This is a genomic window from Polaribacter sp. ALD11 (assembly GCF_002831685.1).
In the GTDB taxonomy this organism is placed as follows: domain Bacteria; phylum Bacteroidota; class Bacteroidia; order Flavobacteriales; family Flavobacteriaceae; genus Polaribacter.
The window spans coordinates 3,121,110-3,135,947 of record NZ_CP025119.1 but is presented as its reverse complement, the minus strand read 5'-3'; the positions used below and the strand labels follow the sequence as shown (position 1 = coordinate 3,135,947).

Below are 14,838 nucleotides of genomic sequence, written 5' to 3'. Positions count from 1 at the left end.
ATTAGAAATTATAAGTTCTCTCCACTTTCTCCATTATCTATAGCAATTCTAGGCTTTCTTCTAATTAATTCTCTAGCTGCAACTCCTTTTAAACTAGAGTCACCTTTATCTAAATGATTTACAAAATCAATTTTTAAAACTTGACCATTTACTCTTGTTAAGCTTCTAGAAAAATTTGTTTCACTAGATTTCCCTTCCTCTAAATGAATTTCATAAGTATTTATTTCTTCATTGTAAACAAAGTCTACACTTACCTTATTATTCACTTTAAAATCTAAGTTAATTGTACCATCCGTATTACTCGAAAAACTATATTCTGATAACATTTTTGAATTTACACTACTTGTCTTTAATATAGCTATATTATCATCTTCAATTGTAATATTAGCTTTTTTATTTGTTCTTGTATCAATAAAGCCAATGCTTAATTCATTTCCGTCAATAAATAATTCTTCTGATTGTCTTTTACTTGTTGTATAATCTGATTGATATAAATGAAACTCGTTTGTATTTGTTACGCTATTTGTTACTTTTTCTGATTTTACATTTTCCTCTAAATCATAATCAATTGAATATGCACCAGAAGCATCTCTTTTTACTTTATAAGATTTTAATGAGTTGGTTTTTTCAGCTTCAGGAAGCAAATTCTCATTACTAGAACATGAAGATAAAACAAAAGCAGACACAATAACTAACGATAATAATTTGGTGATTTTCATAATAATAGGATTTGTTGAGTTTGAAAAGTTGTTAATTAGGGGTAGATAATATTTTTACCAATATGGAAAACAATGTATACAAATATATATAGTACTTGTGTTTGGGGGATAAATTTTAAGTTTTTTAGGGGACAGATTTTTTTAATCTAAAACTTAAAACTGGGGAATATTTTATACTAATTTATATTTTACTGCATACATTGCTAATCCTACTGAGTTTTTTACATTTAATTTTCTTAATAATTTTTTTCTATATGATTCTACAGTATGATGGCTTATATTCATTCTATCTGCTATTTCACCTGTACTTAATTCTCTTGTAACTAATCTTAAAACATCTTTCTCTCTCTCTGTTAGAGAATCAAATAAAAAATCTTCGGGCATGTCTCCTTTTCTTGCTCTTTGTCCTGATATTGCCTTTATCAATTGATTTTGAATATCATCACTAAAATATTGTTCTCCATTTGCAACTGCCTTTATTGCTTTTACAATATGTTCGCCTGCATTATTTTTAGAGATATAGCCACTTGCACCTAAACTTAAAACCTCTTGAACAATTTTTACATCATCATAACTAGATAAAACAATTACTTTCTGATTTATTCTTTTATCATAAAAATATTTTAGGACTTCAAAACCATCAAGAACTGGCATGGTAATATCTAATATTAAAACATCTGCTTTGTTTTCCTTTTTTTTAAACCAATCAATTACTTCTTGGCCGGTTAAAGAAAAATCTCTAATTTCAATATCTTCATCAGTATTTATTACAGCTATGATTCCTTCAATTAAAATCTTGTGGTCATCAGCTACGTGAACGTATATTTTTTTTCCCATTGTTTACTCTACAAATTTAAATTAGATATTTAGACTGTGCAATCCCTGAAAACAGTATGTTTTTTCTATCCCTGAATTCAGGGATATCCATCCCTGAATTCAGGGATAGACCATAAGTTAAAGGATTGATTACCTGTGTTTTAGTGATTTATATTTTTTAACATATTCTTGATTTATAAAAAACTAAAATTATAAAAACATTTTAAGAAAATCTTATTTAAGGGTAGAAAATAAAAAAACCGAGAATAAATCTCGGTTTCTTTTCGCACTAAATATACTAAGATGTTAGTTTTATCGCAATCTATCTACAGATTTTACAAGATCTTCATCCTTTTTAATAGCTTTATTTGCCAAAACAACAAGCAAAATAGCCAAAATTGGTATAAACATCCCAATACCTTTCTCCGAAACAGAAGCTTCTCCAGGTAGTGTTAGAGATACATAAATCAATAATCCTAATAAAATAAGGTTTATCAAAATTGTTAAACGACCAATAACAAATTGTAATTTTCTATTTTTAAATATAAAAATAGCTACAAATGCTAAAATTGCCGATACTAAAAATAAAATAGGAATCACCTTTAATAGGTAAGATTCACTTTTTAACAAATCTATAGCAAAAACTTCTTTACCTATAGATTCCCACAAATTAAAAACAAAAATTAAAACTCCAGAAATAATAGAAGCCATTAATAAATATACTGTTTGTACTCTTTGAATCATTTGTAATTTCTAATACTACAAAAGTAGCACATTCTTTTTTAAAAAGAAAACCCTCAACTAAAAAAAAAAACTATATATTTGTTACACAAGAACCACACAAAAAGCTGTTTTGTAGAACTATACTCAATAGCATTATTCAAAAAAACATACAAATCTTACAAAAATTAAGATTCATACTTTAAACTTAACAATATTATAATGTTCGAAATCTCAGAACTGAAAGCAAAAACTCTTGCTGAATTACAAGGTATCTCTAAATCTATTGGTCTTACCAAAACTAGTCAGTTAAAAAAATTAGATTTAGTATATCAAATTTTAGATACACAAGCTGCAAATCCTTCAAAAGCAAACGTAGCTGCAACTCCTAAAAAAGAAGAAGTTGAAAAGACAGAAAAACCAAAAAGAAGACGTGTTACTAAAAAACCTCAAGCGGTAGAAAACACAACTCCTTTAGAGAAAACACAGGTTGTAGAAAATACTGAAACAGTTACGAACATTAAAACTGTTGAAAAAACTGCTGATGTTTCTACTACCGAAAAACCAAAACCTACTCCAAGGCCACAAAGAAAACCTCCTGTAAAAAAACCTATTAAAGCAGAAGAGAAAAAAGAGGTTGTTATTTCTAAGGTAAAGGAAGAAAAGCAAGAACAGAAACCTGCGAATCAACCAAACAGACCACAACAAAATAGAAACAATCCTCCCCAGAAGAACAAAAACAACAACCAGAGCAGAGAAAAAGTTAACAATAGTAGAAGTAACGGAAATAAATCTACAAATAGATATAGAGACCCTGACTTTGAATTTGATGGTATTATAGAAAGTGAAGGTGTTTTAGAAATGATGCCAGATGGCTATGGTTTCTTACGTTCTTCTGACTATAACTACTTATCATCACCAGATGATATATATGTTTCTCAATCTCAAATTAAGTTATTTGGTTTAAAGACTGGTGATACAGTAAGAGGAAATGTTCGTCCGCCAAAAGAAGGTGAAAAATATTTCCCTTTAATTCGAGTATCAAAAATTAACGGATTAAACCCTAACATTGTTAGAGATCGTGTTTCTTTTGAACATTTAACTCCATTGTTTCCTCAAGAAAAATTCAATTTAGCTGAAAAAGGAAGTTCTTTATCTACAAGAATTATCGATTTGTTTTCTCCTTTAGGAAAAGGACAACGTGGTATGATTGTAGCGCAACCTAAAACTGGTAAAACCATGTTATTAAAGGATGTAGCGAATGCTATTGCGGCGAATCACCCAGAAGTGTATCAAATTGTTTTATTGATTGATGAGCGTCCGGAAGAGGTTACAGACATGAAACGTAATGTACGTGGAGAAGTTGTAGCTTCAACTTTTGATGAACCGGCAGACAAACATGTAAAAGTGGCAAACATTGTTTTAGAAAAAGCAAAACGTTTGGTAGAGTGTGGACATGATGTTGTTATTCTTTTAGATTCAATTACACGTTTGGCAAGAGCTTACAATACTGTTGCACCAGCTTCAGGAAAAATACTTTCTGGTGGTATCGATGCAAATGCATTACACAAACCTAAACGTTTCTTTGGTGCTGCTAGAAACATAGAAAATGGTGGTTCTTTAACCATTATCGCAACTGCACTTACAGAAACTGGTTCTAAAATGGACGAAGTAATCTTCGAAGAATTTAAAGGAACAGGTAATATGGAACTTCAATTAGATAGAAATATTTCTAACAGAAGAATCTACCCAGCAATCGACTTAATTAAATCTTCTACAAGAAGAGACGATCTATTATTAGATGCGAAAACTGTACAGAGAATGTGGGTTTTACGTAAATATTTAGCAGATATGAATCCTATTGAAGCAATGGAATTCATTAATGATAGAATTAAATTATCTAAAAATAATGATGAGTTCTTAATCTCTATGAACGGATAAAAAACTTCACAAGTTTTAGTCATAAAAATAATACAACCTTTTTGAGCAATCAAAAAGGTTTTTTTTATTGAGGAGCTGGTTATCCATTTTAAATACTAGGTTTTATAACTCTAAAAACCGAAATCAATTGAGCATAAAGAAAGGTTCAATCAGGCCAAAACTAAATTATTTTATATAGCCAAAGAGTAATTTAATAACTTCATAAAAGTTATTAAAACAAAAAAAACCGTTCAATTAATTATGAACGGTTTTTTATATTTTGATAGTAAAGTTTCTTAGTTCGAAACGTACATATTTTCTCTGTTATCTTCAATATCAGAAGCTTTTTTAATTGCCTCATATATTTTGAAAGTCAATCTTTTTCTTGATTCTGCAATCTTCTTTCTGTTTGATTCGTAGTTTGGTAATGCAGTTGGTAATTCTCTTTTATTTAAAACGAAAGAAAACACGCCTCTACTACCCTCTATACTATTGTATACTTTATCTAATTCTGCACTATACATTGCTCCTACAACTTTAGGCTCTGAACCAACACCAGATAAAGAAGAGTTTGTTAAGTTAATGTTATTTGCAGTACTTACTGTTGTATTATTTGCTTTCGCAATTTCAGCTAAAGAACTTCCTTTTAATTTATCTGAAATTAAAGCAGCTTTCTTTTCATTTAACAAAATTGGTCTTACACTATTAATAGCTTTCTCAACAGACATTAAACCCTTTTTAGATTTGGCTGTTACTACGGCAACAACATAACTTCCTTGTAAATCAAAACGGTTAAAACTACCTTTATCTGAATCTCCTTTGAAAGCCCAAGATACTATTTGTCTTTGGTTTCCTAACCCAGGAACATTTTCATCTAATACTTTTAAACCAATTGCCGGTCTTAAATTATAACCATTTTCTTTTGCCAAAGCATTGTAATCTGTAGTTTTAGAAATTGCCAAAGCAAATTGTTCTGCTTTCTGAAAGAAATCATTTTCTGTAGCCTCAGAAGGAACAATTTTTCTTGCAAAAGTAGCTAATTTTAAAACTGTTTGATTATTCTTAGCATCATCTACTCTAATAACATGGTAACCAAAAGGAGTTTCTACAACACCTAAAGAACCTTTCCCGTTTGTAAAAGTATAATCTCTAAAAGCAGGTGTCATTCTATTATAATTAAACCAGTCTAAATCTCCACCTTTAGCGCCAGAACCTTTGTCTGAAGAAAAGTCTTTCGCTAAATCAGCAAATTTACTTCTGCTTCTTTTAACAACCGTTAATAAACTATCCGCTAACTGTTCTGCTTGTTCTTTTGTTCTTGTTACATCAGACGTAGCACTTTGAGAACCAATAAAAGGAATTAAAATATGACTTGCTTTTACAGAATCGGGCATTTTGGTAACTTCAGTAATTTTAGAAATCTTGAAGAAACCTTGATCTTTATAAGGTCCAAAAACATCTCCTTCATTTCCTTCGAAAATCTGTTTTGCTACTGTTTGATTTACTGAAGCATTGTATTTATATCCTAAATCTAAATTAATATCAGAATTATTTTCAGCTAAAAAATCTTTATAATCTGTAGTATTTTTAAGACCAACTCTAGCGTCATTATTTCTATCTAAAGAATTCTCTATTAATTTTGCTACATCTTGTTTAATTGCTTCTTCATCTTCTGTAGTTGCTTCTATGTCAAACTTTACATAAGAAATATCTCTTGTAGCTTCAACTTTATATTGATTTTCGTTGTCTTTTATATAAGCTGCAACTTCAGATTTCTTAATTTTCACTAAACTATCTGCAATACTAGCATAGGGTACATAAACAAACTGACCACTTAACTTTGTGTTTTCAATTAAATATTCAGTTTCTCCTTCTTTCAAAGATGCTCCTAAACCAGCAGTAACCAATTTATTATATGTATTTGTTTCTGCATTTTCTTTAATTTGGTTCATGTAATTAGACCAAGCAGACCACATATCTGGATTCTCTTTTTTAGTAGTTGCTAAAAAAGCTTTAAACTTTCCTTCATCAAATAAACCTGCTTCATTTTGAAACTGTGGGTTATTACTAACAGATGGCGCGTTTACTACTTCGTTCCAAACATCTTGTTCACCAACAGTAATTCCTGCCTGCTCTAATTGGTTCTTATAGATCTTTTTTCTAACAATGTTATCCCAAACAGTATTTGCTGCTTGCATCTCAGAAACACTACTACCTGTTTGTTGCTTATATTGATCGATTGCTTTTGCAAATTCTTGCGTAGAAATAACCTCTCCATTTACTTCACCAACTTCATTTACTTTACTTGAGCTAAAAAAGTCTCCTAAAGTAGAAGGATCTAATACAAAAGCAAAAAGTGCTAAACCAATTATAATAATTAAGAACATTGAGCGTTCTCTAATTTTTGATAAAATTGCCATACGTTTTATTTTATTTTCAGTGGGCGAATATACGATTTGGGTTTTAATATTGCAACCCATTTTAAATTAAATAAATAGGAAGTTAGCTTGTAAGCTTAAAGGATAGTAAGGAAGTTATAATTTCTAATCTTCTGAATCGGTAATTTTTAAACAAACAGCATCTATTTTTGCACCACTTGTATTCAGAATCCTAATTTCAAAACCCTCTATATCTACAACTTCGTTTTCTTCTGGTATATTTTCTGTATGCTCTATAATAAAGCCTCCTAAAGTTTCGTAAGCCTCAGATTTAGGAATACTTAAACCATATTCTTCGTTTAAATAATCTACTTCTAACCTTGCCGAAAAATTAAAAGTTTCATCATTTATTTTCTCTTCTAAGAATTCTTGAGAATCATGCTCATCCTCAATCTCCCCAAATAATTCTTCAACAATATCTTCTACCGTTATCATTCCAGAAGTACCCCCATATTCATCTACAACAACAGCAACACTTTTACGCTTTTTCATTAAGATATTTAAGATATCATTAATCATCATAGATTCTGGCACAATTTCTACTGGCAGTAAAATAGATTTAATACTGTTCGGTTTTTTAAAAAGTTCGAAAGCGTTTACATAACCTATTACATCATCCATAGATGATTTATAAACCAATACTTTAGACAAACCAGTTTCAATAAAAATACTTTTTAAATTGCTTACTTTTTCATGAATTTCTACAGCTATAATTTCAGTTCTAGGAACCATTACCTCTCTAGCTTTTACATTATGAAAATCTAATGCATTTTGAAAAATTTGAATTTCAGAATCCATTTCTTCATCATCATTACCTGTTTCTAACTGCTCTGAAATATAATTACCTAATTCCTCTTTGCTAAATTCCACTTGTTGCTCATCTGCATTCGTTTTGAAAAAAACACGTAAAAAGAAATCTGAAATTAACGTAATAAACTCAGAGAAATAATGAAATAATACATAAAAAATATATGCAGGTACAGCAAATATTTTTAACACTTCGTTAGCATAAATTCTAAATATTGCTTTTGGTAAAAATTCTGCCGTTACAAGAATTATAATCGTAGAAATTATAGTTTGTAAAAGTAAAATAGAGAATTCATTATAACTTTCTATTGGTAAAATTCTAACTAAGAACCTTCCCATATAATAACTATAAATTACTAAGGAAATATTATTACCCACCAACATTGTGGTAATAAACTTTGAAGATTTTTGAGTTATTTTATTTAGAATTTGAGGAATAAAACCCTCTCTCTTTTTTTCTAATTCTATGTGCAATTTGTTTGCAGATACAAATGCAATCTCCATTCCCGAAAAAAATGCGGAAAGTATAATTGACAAGAATATAATAATAAGTTCAATTTCCATTCAGAAATTTATAAACTATTTGTTTTGGTTGTTACGTTTTTCAACTTTCTTTCTAAAATGTCTTTTAAAAAAGAATACTAAGGTAATCAGAATTGCAAAACCTAAGAACAAGTAAGACCTACTTCGCTCTAACTCCCAACGCACAATACCTTCAACCAAGCAAATAAATGCGACCATTAAATATCCGTATTGAAAAAATTTCCAAAGTTTACTCATAATTTTATTCTTTTGTTTCTATTATTCCTGTTGTTTTTTTCGCTAAATGCTTGCTTAAATCTTGTTTACATTCAAAACCAATACCAGTTATAGTGTCATTTTCTTTGTACATTGTAAATGCTTTTTCAGATACAAAATATTGCGTCTTTTGATCCCAAAACAATTGCTCCGTCTCTAATCTCGATTTATCTGTGTGATTTGTAACAACAACATTCCCCTTAATTTCTGAAACTTCTGTTTTTGCATAAGATAATGCATAATCTCCAATAATAGTTACAGAATCTCTTCCTTTATTATTAAAATTTATAATTTTTATTCCTTTAGGAAATTCATTATAAGGGTGATTTTTTCGGTTGCTAAAATCTAATAATAAGGGAGTAATTAGCTTAGATGTAATTTTCCCTGAATCTTTATAAACATGATACGCTTCTTTTGCTTTACCAATTGGTAGGTTTTTTTCTTCTAAAAAATTACGAACCTCTTCTGTACTATTAGAGCAAGAAAAAAGCATTACTGTAAAGAAAATTACAGTAATGCTTTTTATTAGTATATGTTTAACGTTTTTCAAAAAACTATTTATTTGGTATTCTTACAGTTTCTCCAATCCAACATTTTATTGTGAATTTTCCTCCAGGAGTTGCTGTTGCATTAAATATATCTTTTTGACTTGGTACATTCTGGCTGTATATATTAATATATTTTCTTGCGCTAGAAGAGATACTAGGGTCTACAGATGCTGCTCTTTGAGCCATGTTTAATGCAGCTACATACACCATTCTTTTTTCAAATAGATTCTCTCCACAGTTATTTACACTAGACTGGTATAAAGTAGCTATAAATAAATACGCTCTACCAGAATTCGGATTAAACTTTAATGCTTCTCTAGCTAAACTTCTTGCTTTACTAAATTGACCTCTATCTCTTGCTGCTTGAGCAAATTTTAATTTATACTTCGCTTTCTTTAATGGATCTGTTTCTAAGTCAAAAGACTTTTCTCTCATCTCATTTGCACCAGCTGAATCTCCATTATCTTCTAAAACATTTGCTAAGAAAGAATATGCTTCTGGTGATGGTGAAGCTTCTGCATAAGCTCTAACTAATTTCTCGAATAAAGGATCTGCTTGACAACCTTTATTAAACATTCTAGAAACCGATCTTTTCAACCAAACCGCATCTGTTTTATTAGCTTCAAAATCTCTTTGATACAAAGGCACTAACCTTTCACAAGTAGCAATTTCCGAAATAATATTATCTAAACCACCTTCTACCGTACCTAAAGCCTTAGAGTTAATTGTATACGCTCTTTTTAATTGCTTACCTCTTTTATCTAACACTTTAGTAGTATCACTATACTCAACTAATTTTTCAGCATAATTATCTAATTTTTTATTTACGTTTTCTAAAACATCATCATACGTATCAAAAACCTTTTGTGGGTTTGTATCTTTATTTCTATCGGTTACACCTTGAAAATAAATATATAAATTTTTAACCCCCATTTTAGTTGGGTCTATGCTATATCCTTTCTCTAAGATAGAAAAAATTTCATCATCTGAAGCTAATTTATTTTCAAACAAGTACGTTGCGTAATCACTATGAACTTTTGCTGGGTTTTGGTCAGGAAAATATTGCAACCTTTGCTCATAAACTCTTTTTGCTAAGGCTGGATCTTTTCTAACGTCCTCAGCTAAAGTTGAACCACGTTTATATATATTAACAGACAAATCTTTACAATTGTCCATTAAAAAAATCCAATTCGTATAAGCATCATCATACTTTTTAGACTGAAAATCTCCATTAAAAAGGTTATATTTAACTTCACAATCTCTTTTTGTTACCTGTGCATTCATTTTTACTGTTGTTACAAATAACAGTAAAGCTAATAAAAGTGTAATTTTCTTCATTTTAGTATTTTTATAAATTAATCAATTTTTCTTTGTCTGAACCAACTTTGAGCACCGGAAGCAGTTAGTGATAAACTGAGCCTAAAGTTAAAATAGTTTTCTTGAATCAAGTTATTAGATGTTGTTCCTCTTTGTCCATATTCAAAACCTAAATTAACATTAGATAATTGTTTCAATGGTAAACCTAATCCAAAAGACATGCCAAAGTCGTTTATTGATGTGAAATTTGTACCTGTACCAGAACCATCTATAGCTAAACCAACATTTTCATATCTTAAACCAGCTCTATACGTAACTCTATCCCAGTAGCTTGAAATTGAGTTTATTTTTGGTAAATAAAAACCTCCTAAAGAGAATCTATTTGAATTTTCATATTTATAAGATGAACTTGTATTGTTAATAAACCCTTCAGGTTTTAATGCAGCTTGATTTTGATACTCTAAACCTACATGCCATTTGTCATATTTACCAATACCAACTCCTAAAATAGATTTTAAAGGTAATTTGTATTTACCTGAAATTGAACTACTATAAATTGTATCTCTAGGTATATCTGTACCAGCTCCAGAAATTGTTAGTGAATATAAATATTCATTCCCAGTAGTTGTTAGATCATTTCCTAATTTTAATGTAGCACCTGCATTAAAATACAAGTTCTCTTTTAAAAATTTTTGATATTGTGTTCCAAAAGTGATAGATCCTCCTCTTATAACACTTTTTTCTTTATATTTTGTTGCTAAACTGACTTCAGCTCTTTGGTTCGTTATGCTATTTTCTATGCTACCAAAACTATAATCAGCTTCCACCCCTACTGCAAATTGCTTTGAAATTTTCATTCCAAAACTACCATAAATTCTATTTACACCGCCTTCACCTGAATATAAAGTAATTGCAGATAAATCATTATTAGAGTCAAATTCATTATTTGATAATGAATAGCCAACAGAAGATAATGGCTGCAAACCTAAAGAAAAACCTGCTTTATTACCAATAGGAAAGCCTAATGCAATGTAATTTAAACTGGTAGAAGTTGAACTTTCTTTAGAATCAACTGTTTTTAAAGTTAGATCATTATTTAAGATCCCTAAAGAATAAGTTGTTTGTCTTAAAAATGCATTTGCTGCAGGATTTGTGAAATTTAAATATTTATAATGGTTAAAGGCAACACCAATACCTCCCATTGCAGTGTTCTCGACAGTTCTTGGAGTGTATTGTTCTCCTATTCCGAAAAAAGAATAAGGAGAAGAACTTGTTCTTTGCGCTAATAAATTTGTTGAAGTTATTAGTAAAAAAACTATTAAAATCTTTCTAATCATTTGTGTCCGTTATGTTTCAATATTTCATTTAATCCTTGAAGGAGAAAATTTTGAGTGGCAAATATGCTACTTTTTAATTGTTTTGACAAGAAATTTGTGTCTCCTCCTGTTAAAACTACTGTTAAATCCAAATATTTCTCGTTATAGTCTTCTATTACACCATCTATCTCTTTTTGTACACCATTTAAAACGCCAGAAATTATACTCTCCTCAGTATTTTTCCCTATAAGATTATTCAATTCTAAAACATCTACCAACGGTAAGTTAGCAGTAAACTTATTTAAAGCTTTATAACGCATTTTTATTCCTGGTGAAATTGCGCCCCCAAAATACGCTCCTTTACTATCTACAAAATCGAAAGTAATACAAGTTCCTGCATCTATAATTAATACGTTTTTATTCGGAAATTGTACAACGGCACCTGCAACAAGTGCAATTCTATCTACGCCTAGGGTTTTTGGTGTTTCATACAAATTTGTAAAAGGAACTTTAGAAACAGAAGAAACAACTTGAAAATTGATGATTTTTTTCAACTCCACCATCTTTTTCTCTGAGATTGCAGCTACATTTGATATAATTCCTGCAGAAATTGAATTTCCCTTCACAATCTTTTTAATTTCTGAAATTATCTTTCTTTTATCAAAAACATACAAGCTTATGAGATTATCACCCTCAAAAACAGCGGACTTAACTCTTGTATTTCCAATATCAATTGCTAGATTCATGCATCAAATTTAGGGAAATTTAAAAAAAAAAATACATTTTTATCATATTTCTTTAGGATAAGTCAAAAAACATTGTATATTTGCAGCCGCTAAGGCAATGGTACCTTAGCTCAGTTGGTAGAGCAAAGGACTGAAAATCCTTGTGTCCCTGGTTCGATTCCTGGAGGTACCACTTAAAAACCCAAACTTTTTAGTTTGGGTTTTTTGTATTTATACTTTTCTTATACTTAATTTAGAGAAGTGCTAAAACATCATTTAGAATAGGATTTGTATTTTTTTTATTCCAAATTACAGAAAGGGTTGTTTTCTGCGAAATCATATCTAATTCAATAAACTTAATTTGATGCCCTCCTTTTTGTGCTAACGATTTTGGAACAATAGAAATTCCGAAGTTATTTTCTACCAACTTAAAAATAGAGCTAGAATGTATTGTATTGTGAGATATTAAAGGAGCAAAACCACAATCGTCAAAAATTTGCATTACTTTTTCATGATAGGACGCGCTATATTTTGCATCAAAAAGAATAAAGGACTCTTCTTTAAATTGTGCTAAACTTTTAAAATTATTTTCATTTATAGTATGATTTTTTGGTAATACCAAACAAAAATTCTCCTTTAAAATTGATTTTATTTCTAAAGCTCTTGGTACTCTTTCTAAACGCACAAACCCAATATCCGAAGAAAAAGAAAGTAAATCTTCTATTTGCTTCTGATTGTCTATTTCTTTTAAATTAAATAATATATCAGGATGATTTTTCTCAAATCTCAATAATAAATTAGGAATCACCTCTTGCATTGCTGAACCAACATATCCTATATTCAATTCTCCTTTTTTACCATCATGTAATAATTTAGCATTGTCTAACGTATGAGAAAGTGTTTTTAGTTGCAATGAAAATTCAACTTTTAAATACTCTCCAACTTTGGTTAAAACAACCTTTCTGGTATGCCTTTCAAATAAAACAACCCCTAATTCTTCTTCGAACAACTTAATTTGCCTACTTAATCCTGGTTGAGAAATAAACAACTTCTCAGCCGCTTTTCTAAAATGTAACTCTTCAGCAACTGCTAAAAAATATCGAATGTGTCTTAACTCTATTTGATAATTCATAGTTATTAATTATTACAATAATCAGTATTAAAAAGCATCAAAAGTAATGATAACTTTGTTGAGACCCAATTAATATAAAAAACAATGTTTAAATACGGAATAGATCAACTTACGCTTCATAAAGTTAAAGAAATAGCAAACGGTAGTTTAAAAGCCATTATTGATACTGAAGCAAAAGAAAAAATAATTTCTTGCAGAAAGAAAGTAGAAACCATAACTAAAAGCAATAAAGTGGTTTATGGTATAAATACTGGTTTTGGACCTTTGTGCGATGTACAAATATCACCTGAAGAAACAAATCAACTTCAAACAAACTTATTAATTACACATGCAGTTGGCGTTGGTAGTAATATTGATAAGAATTTATCAAAAATTATGATGATTTGCAAAGTACATGCACTTTGCCAGGGTTTTTCTGGTGTTCGTTTAGAATTAATAGAACGCATTATTTACTTTATAGAAAACGATTTATTACCAACCGTTCCTAAACAAGGTTCTGTAGGCGCTTCAGGAGACTTAGCACCGCTTTCTCATTTATTTTTACCTTTAATTGGTGAAGGAGATTTTTGGATTAATGATGAAGTTATTTCTGCTAAAGAAGTTTTAAAAAATCATAATTTAGATGCTTTAGAACTACAAGCAAAAGAAGGTTTAGGGCTAATAAACGGAACACAATTTATTTTAGCACATACTATAACCGGACTTCTAAAAATGGAGTATCTATTAGATTTAGCAGATATTTCTGGCGCTATGAGTATTGAAGGTTATAAAGGAAGTTCATCTCCTTTTAGAAAGGAATTACATAGCATAAGACCTTTTAAAGGAAGTATAAAAGTTGCAGAGAGAATGCGAAATATATTCAAAGACTCTCAAAACATTACTTCACATGAAAATTGCGAACGTGTTCAAGATCCGTATTCAATGCGTTGTATTCCGCAAGTTCATGGCGCATCTAGAAATGCATTTTATCATTTGTTAGAATTAGCAGAAATAGAAATGAATTCGGTTACAGACAACCCGATTGTTTTAAGTGAAACAGAAGCTATTTCTGGTGGAAATTTCCACGGACAACCTTTGGCAATGGCGTTAGATTACTGCTCAATTGCAGCTTCAGAATTAGGAAATATAGCCGACAGACGTTGTTATTTATTACTGGAAGGAAAATATGGTTTACCAAGGTTATTAACCAAAGGTGGTGGTTTAAATTCTGGTTTTATGATTCCTCAATACACTACAGCAGCTCTAGTTACAGAGAATAAATCGTTATGTTTCCCTCCTTCTGCAGATAGTATTCCAACTTCATTAGGTCAAGAAGATCATGTTTCTATGGGAAGTATTTCTGGACGACAATTCAATCAAATTCTAGGGAATCTAGAAAAAATACTAGCAATAGAATTGATGTACGCAGCACAAGCTATGGAATTTAGAAGACCAAATACATTTTCTGAAATTATCGAAAAAAATCATTCAATTATTAGAGAAAAAGTTGACAAACTAGAAGAAGACAGGCTTTTAAAAGATGACATCTACAATATGATTCAACTAGTAAAAAACAAAGAATTAATTGTAAAATATAATTAAA

At 29.9% G+C, this 14,838-nt stretch carries 13 protein-coding genes and 1 tRNA gene; 3 read left to right on the top strand and 11 right to left on the bottom strand.

Annotated features, from left to right (window positions below):
• Positions 1 to 8: 8 nt before the first annotated feature.
• From CW731_RS13670 to CW731_RS13660, 3 genes are all read right to left on the bottom strand, one after another.
• The gene (locus CW731_RS13670) at positions 9 to 719 is read right to left on the bottom strand and encodes a hypothetical protein (protein WP_100947248.1); all 711 of its coding nucleotides are present in this window, start codon (positions 717 to 719) and stop codon (positions 9 to 11) included.
• Between the two features lie 171 nt (positions 720 to 890).
• Positions 891 to 1,556, bottom strand: coding sequence for a response regulator transcription factor (locus CW731_RS13665; RefSeq protein ID WP_100947247.1), 666 nt, complete (start codon positions 1,554 to 1,556; stop codon positions 891 to 893).
• 291 nt (positions 1,557 to 1,847) lie between these two features.
• The gene (locus CW731_RS13660) at positions 1,848 to 2,279 is read right to left on the bottom strand and encodes a DUF4293 domain-containing protein (protein ID WP_100947246.1); all 432 of its coding nucleotides are present in this window, start codon (positions 2,277 to 2,279) and stop codon (positions 1,848 to 1,850) included.
• Positions 2,280 to 2,477: 198 nt separating this feature from the next.
• On the opposite strand from CW731_RS13660, the gene rho reads away from it, so the two are divergent.
• Positions 2,478 to 4,196, top strand: coding sequence for a transcription termination factor Rho (gene rho, locus CW731_RS13655; protein ID WP_100947245.1), 1,719 nt, complete (start codon positions 2,478 to 2,480; stop codon positions 4,194 to 4,196).
• Positions 4,197 to 4,471: 275 nt separating this feature from the next.
• Here the strand turns inward: rho and CW731_RS13650 are convergent, their stop codons facing one another.
• The 7 genes from CW731_RS13650 to CW731_RS13620 form a co-directional block, all read right to left on the bottom strand.
• Complete coding sequence (locus CW731_RS13650; protein ID WP_100947244.1) at positions 4,472 to 6,595, bottom strand: peptidylprolyl isomerase; 2,124 nt, start codon at positions 6,593 to 6,595, stop codon at positions 4,472 to 4,474.
• Positions 6,596 to 6,718: 123 nt separating this feature from the next.
• Entirely contained in the window at positions 6,719 to 7,984 is a 1,266-nt protein-coding gene (locus tag CW731_RS13645) for a hemolysin family protein (RefSeq protein ID WP_100947243.1), read from the bottom strand.
• A 15-nt stretch (positions 7,985 to 7,999) separates the two neighbouring features.
• Positions 8,000 to 8,200, bottom strand: coding sequence for a hypothetical protein (locus CW731_RS13640; RefSeq protein ID WP_100947242.1), 201 nt, complete (start codon positions 8,198 to 8,200; stop codon positions 8,000 to 8,002).
• Positions 8,201 to 8,204: 4 nt separating this feature from the next.
• Entirely contained in the window at positions 8,205 to 8,768 is a 564-nt protein-coding gene (gene lptC, locus CW731_RS13635) for an LPS export ABC transporter periplasmic protein LptC (RefSeq protein WP_100947241.1), read from the bottom strand.
• Positions 8,769 to 8,772: 4 nt separating this feature from the next.
• On the bottom strand, positions 8,773 to 10,104 hold the full coding sequence (locus tag CW731_RS13630; protein ID WP_100947240.1) for a lipopolysaccharide assembly protein LapB: 1,332 nt from the start codon (positions 10,102 to 10,104) through the stop codon (positions 8,773 to 8,775).
• Between the two features lie 17 nt (positions 10,105 to 10,121).
• Positions 10,122 to 11,420, bottom strand: a complete 1,299-nt coding sequence (locus CW731_RS13625) for a hypothetical protein (protein WP_100947239.1) — start codon at positions 11,418 to 11,420, stop codon at positions 10,122 to 10,124.
• Positions 11,417 to 12,145 (bottom strand): type III pantothenate kinase, encoded by a 729-nt coding sequence (locus CW731_RS13620; protein ID WP_100947238.1) that lies wholly within the window; start codon positions 12,143 to 12,145, stop codon positions 11,417 to 11,419. Before CW731_RS13620 ends, CW731_RS13625 begins: the two co-directional genes overlap by 4 nt.
• A 99-nt stretch (positions 12,146 to 12,244) precedes the next feature.
• Here CW731_RS13620 and CW731_RS13615 point away from each other — a divergent pair.
• Positions 12,245 to 12,317 (top strand) — tRNA-Phe (locus CW731_RS13615).
• Positions 12,318 to 12,377: 60 nt separating this feature from the next.
• On the opposite strand, the gene CW731_RS13610 is transcribed toward CW731_RS13615, so the two are convergent.
• The gene (locus CW731_RS13610) at positions 12,378 to 13,256 is read right to left on the bottom strand and encodes a LysR family transcriptional regulator (protein WP_100947237.1); all 879 of its coding nucleotides are present in this window, start codon (positions 13,254 to 13,256) and stop codon (positions 12,378 to 12,380) included.
• Between the two features lie 84 nt (positions 13,257 to 13,340).
• Between CW731_RS13610 and hutH the strand changes: the two genes are divergently transcribed.
• Complete coding sequence (gene hutH / locus CW731_RS13605; RefSeq protein ID WP_100947236.1) at positions 13,341 to 14,837, top strand: histidine ammonia-lyase; 1,497 nt, start codon at positions 13,341 to 13,343, stop codon at positions 14,835 to 14,837.
• The last annotated feature ends 1 nt before the right edge of the window (position 14,838 follow it).

What these genes read in the sequence shown, in the direction of transcription:
- hutH (WP_100947236.1), top strand. Translation starts at nt 13,341, where the DNA reads ATGTTTAAATACGGAATAGATCAACTTACGCTTCATAAAGTTAAAGAA.
- CW731_RS13620 (WP_100947238.1), bottom strand. Translation starts at nt 12,145, where the DNA reads ATGAATCTAGCAATTGATATTGGAAATACAAGAGTTAAGTCCGCTGTT.
- rho (WP_100947245.1), top strand. Translation starts at nt 2,478, where the DNA reads ATGTTCGAAATCTCAGAACTGAAAGCAAAAACTCTTGCTGAATTACAA.
- CW731_RS13650 (WP_100947244.1), bottom strand. Translation starts at nt 6,595, where the DNA reads ATGGCAATTTTATCAAAAATTAGAGAACGCTCAATGTTCTTAATTATT.
- CW731_RS13640 (WP_100947242.1), bottom strand. Translation starts at nt 8,200, where the DNA reads ATGAGTAAACTTTGGAAATTTTTTCAATACGGATATTTAATGGTCGCA.
- CW731_RS13660 (WP_100947246.1), bottom strand. Translation starts at nt 2,279, where the DNA reads ATGATTCAAAGAGTACAAACAGTATATTTATTAATGGCTTCTATTATT.
- CW731_RS13670 (WP_100947248.1), bottom strand. Translation starts at nt 719, where the DNA reads ATGAAAATCACCAAATTATTATCGTTAGTTATTGTGTCTGCTTTTGTT.
- CW731_RS13630 (WP_100947240.1), bottom strand. Translation starts at nt 10,104, where the DNA reads ATGAAGAAAATTACACTTTTATTAGCTTTACTGTTATTTGTAACAACA.
- CW731_RS13665 (WP_100947247.1), bottom strand. Translation starts at nt 1,556, where the DNA reads ATGGGAAAAAAAATATACGTTCACGTAGCTGATGACCACAAGATTTTA.
- CW731_RS13645 (WP_100947243.1), bottom strand. Translation starts at nt 7,984, where the DNA reads ATGGAAATTGAACTTATTATTATATTCTTGTCAATTATACTTTCCGCA.
- CW731_RS13625 (WP_100947239.1), bottom strand. Translation starts at nt 11,420, where the DNA reads ATGATTAGAAAGATTTTAATAGTTTTTTTACTAATAACTTCAACAAAT.
- CW731_RS13610 (WP_100947237.1), bottom strand. Translation starts at nt 13,256, where the DNA reads ATGAATTATCAAATAGAGTTAAGACACATTCGATATTTTTTAGCAGTT.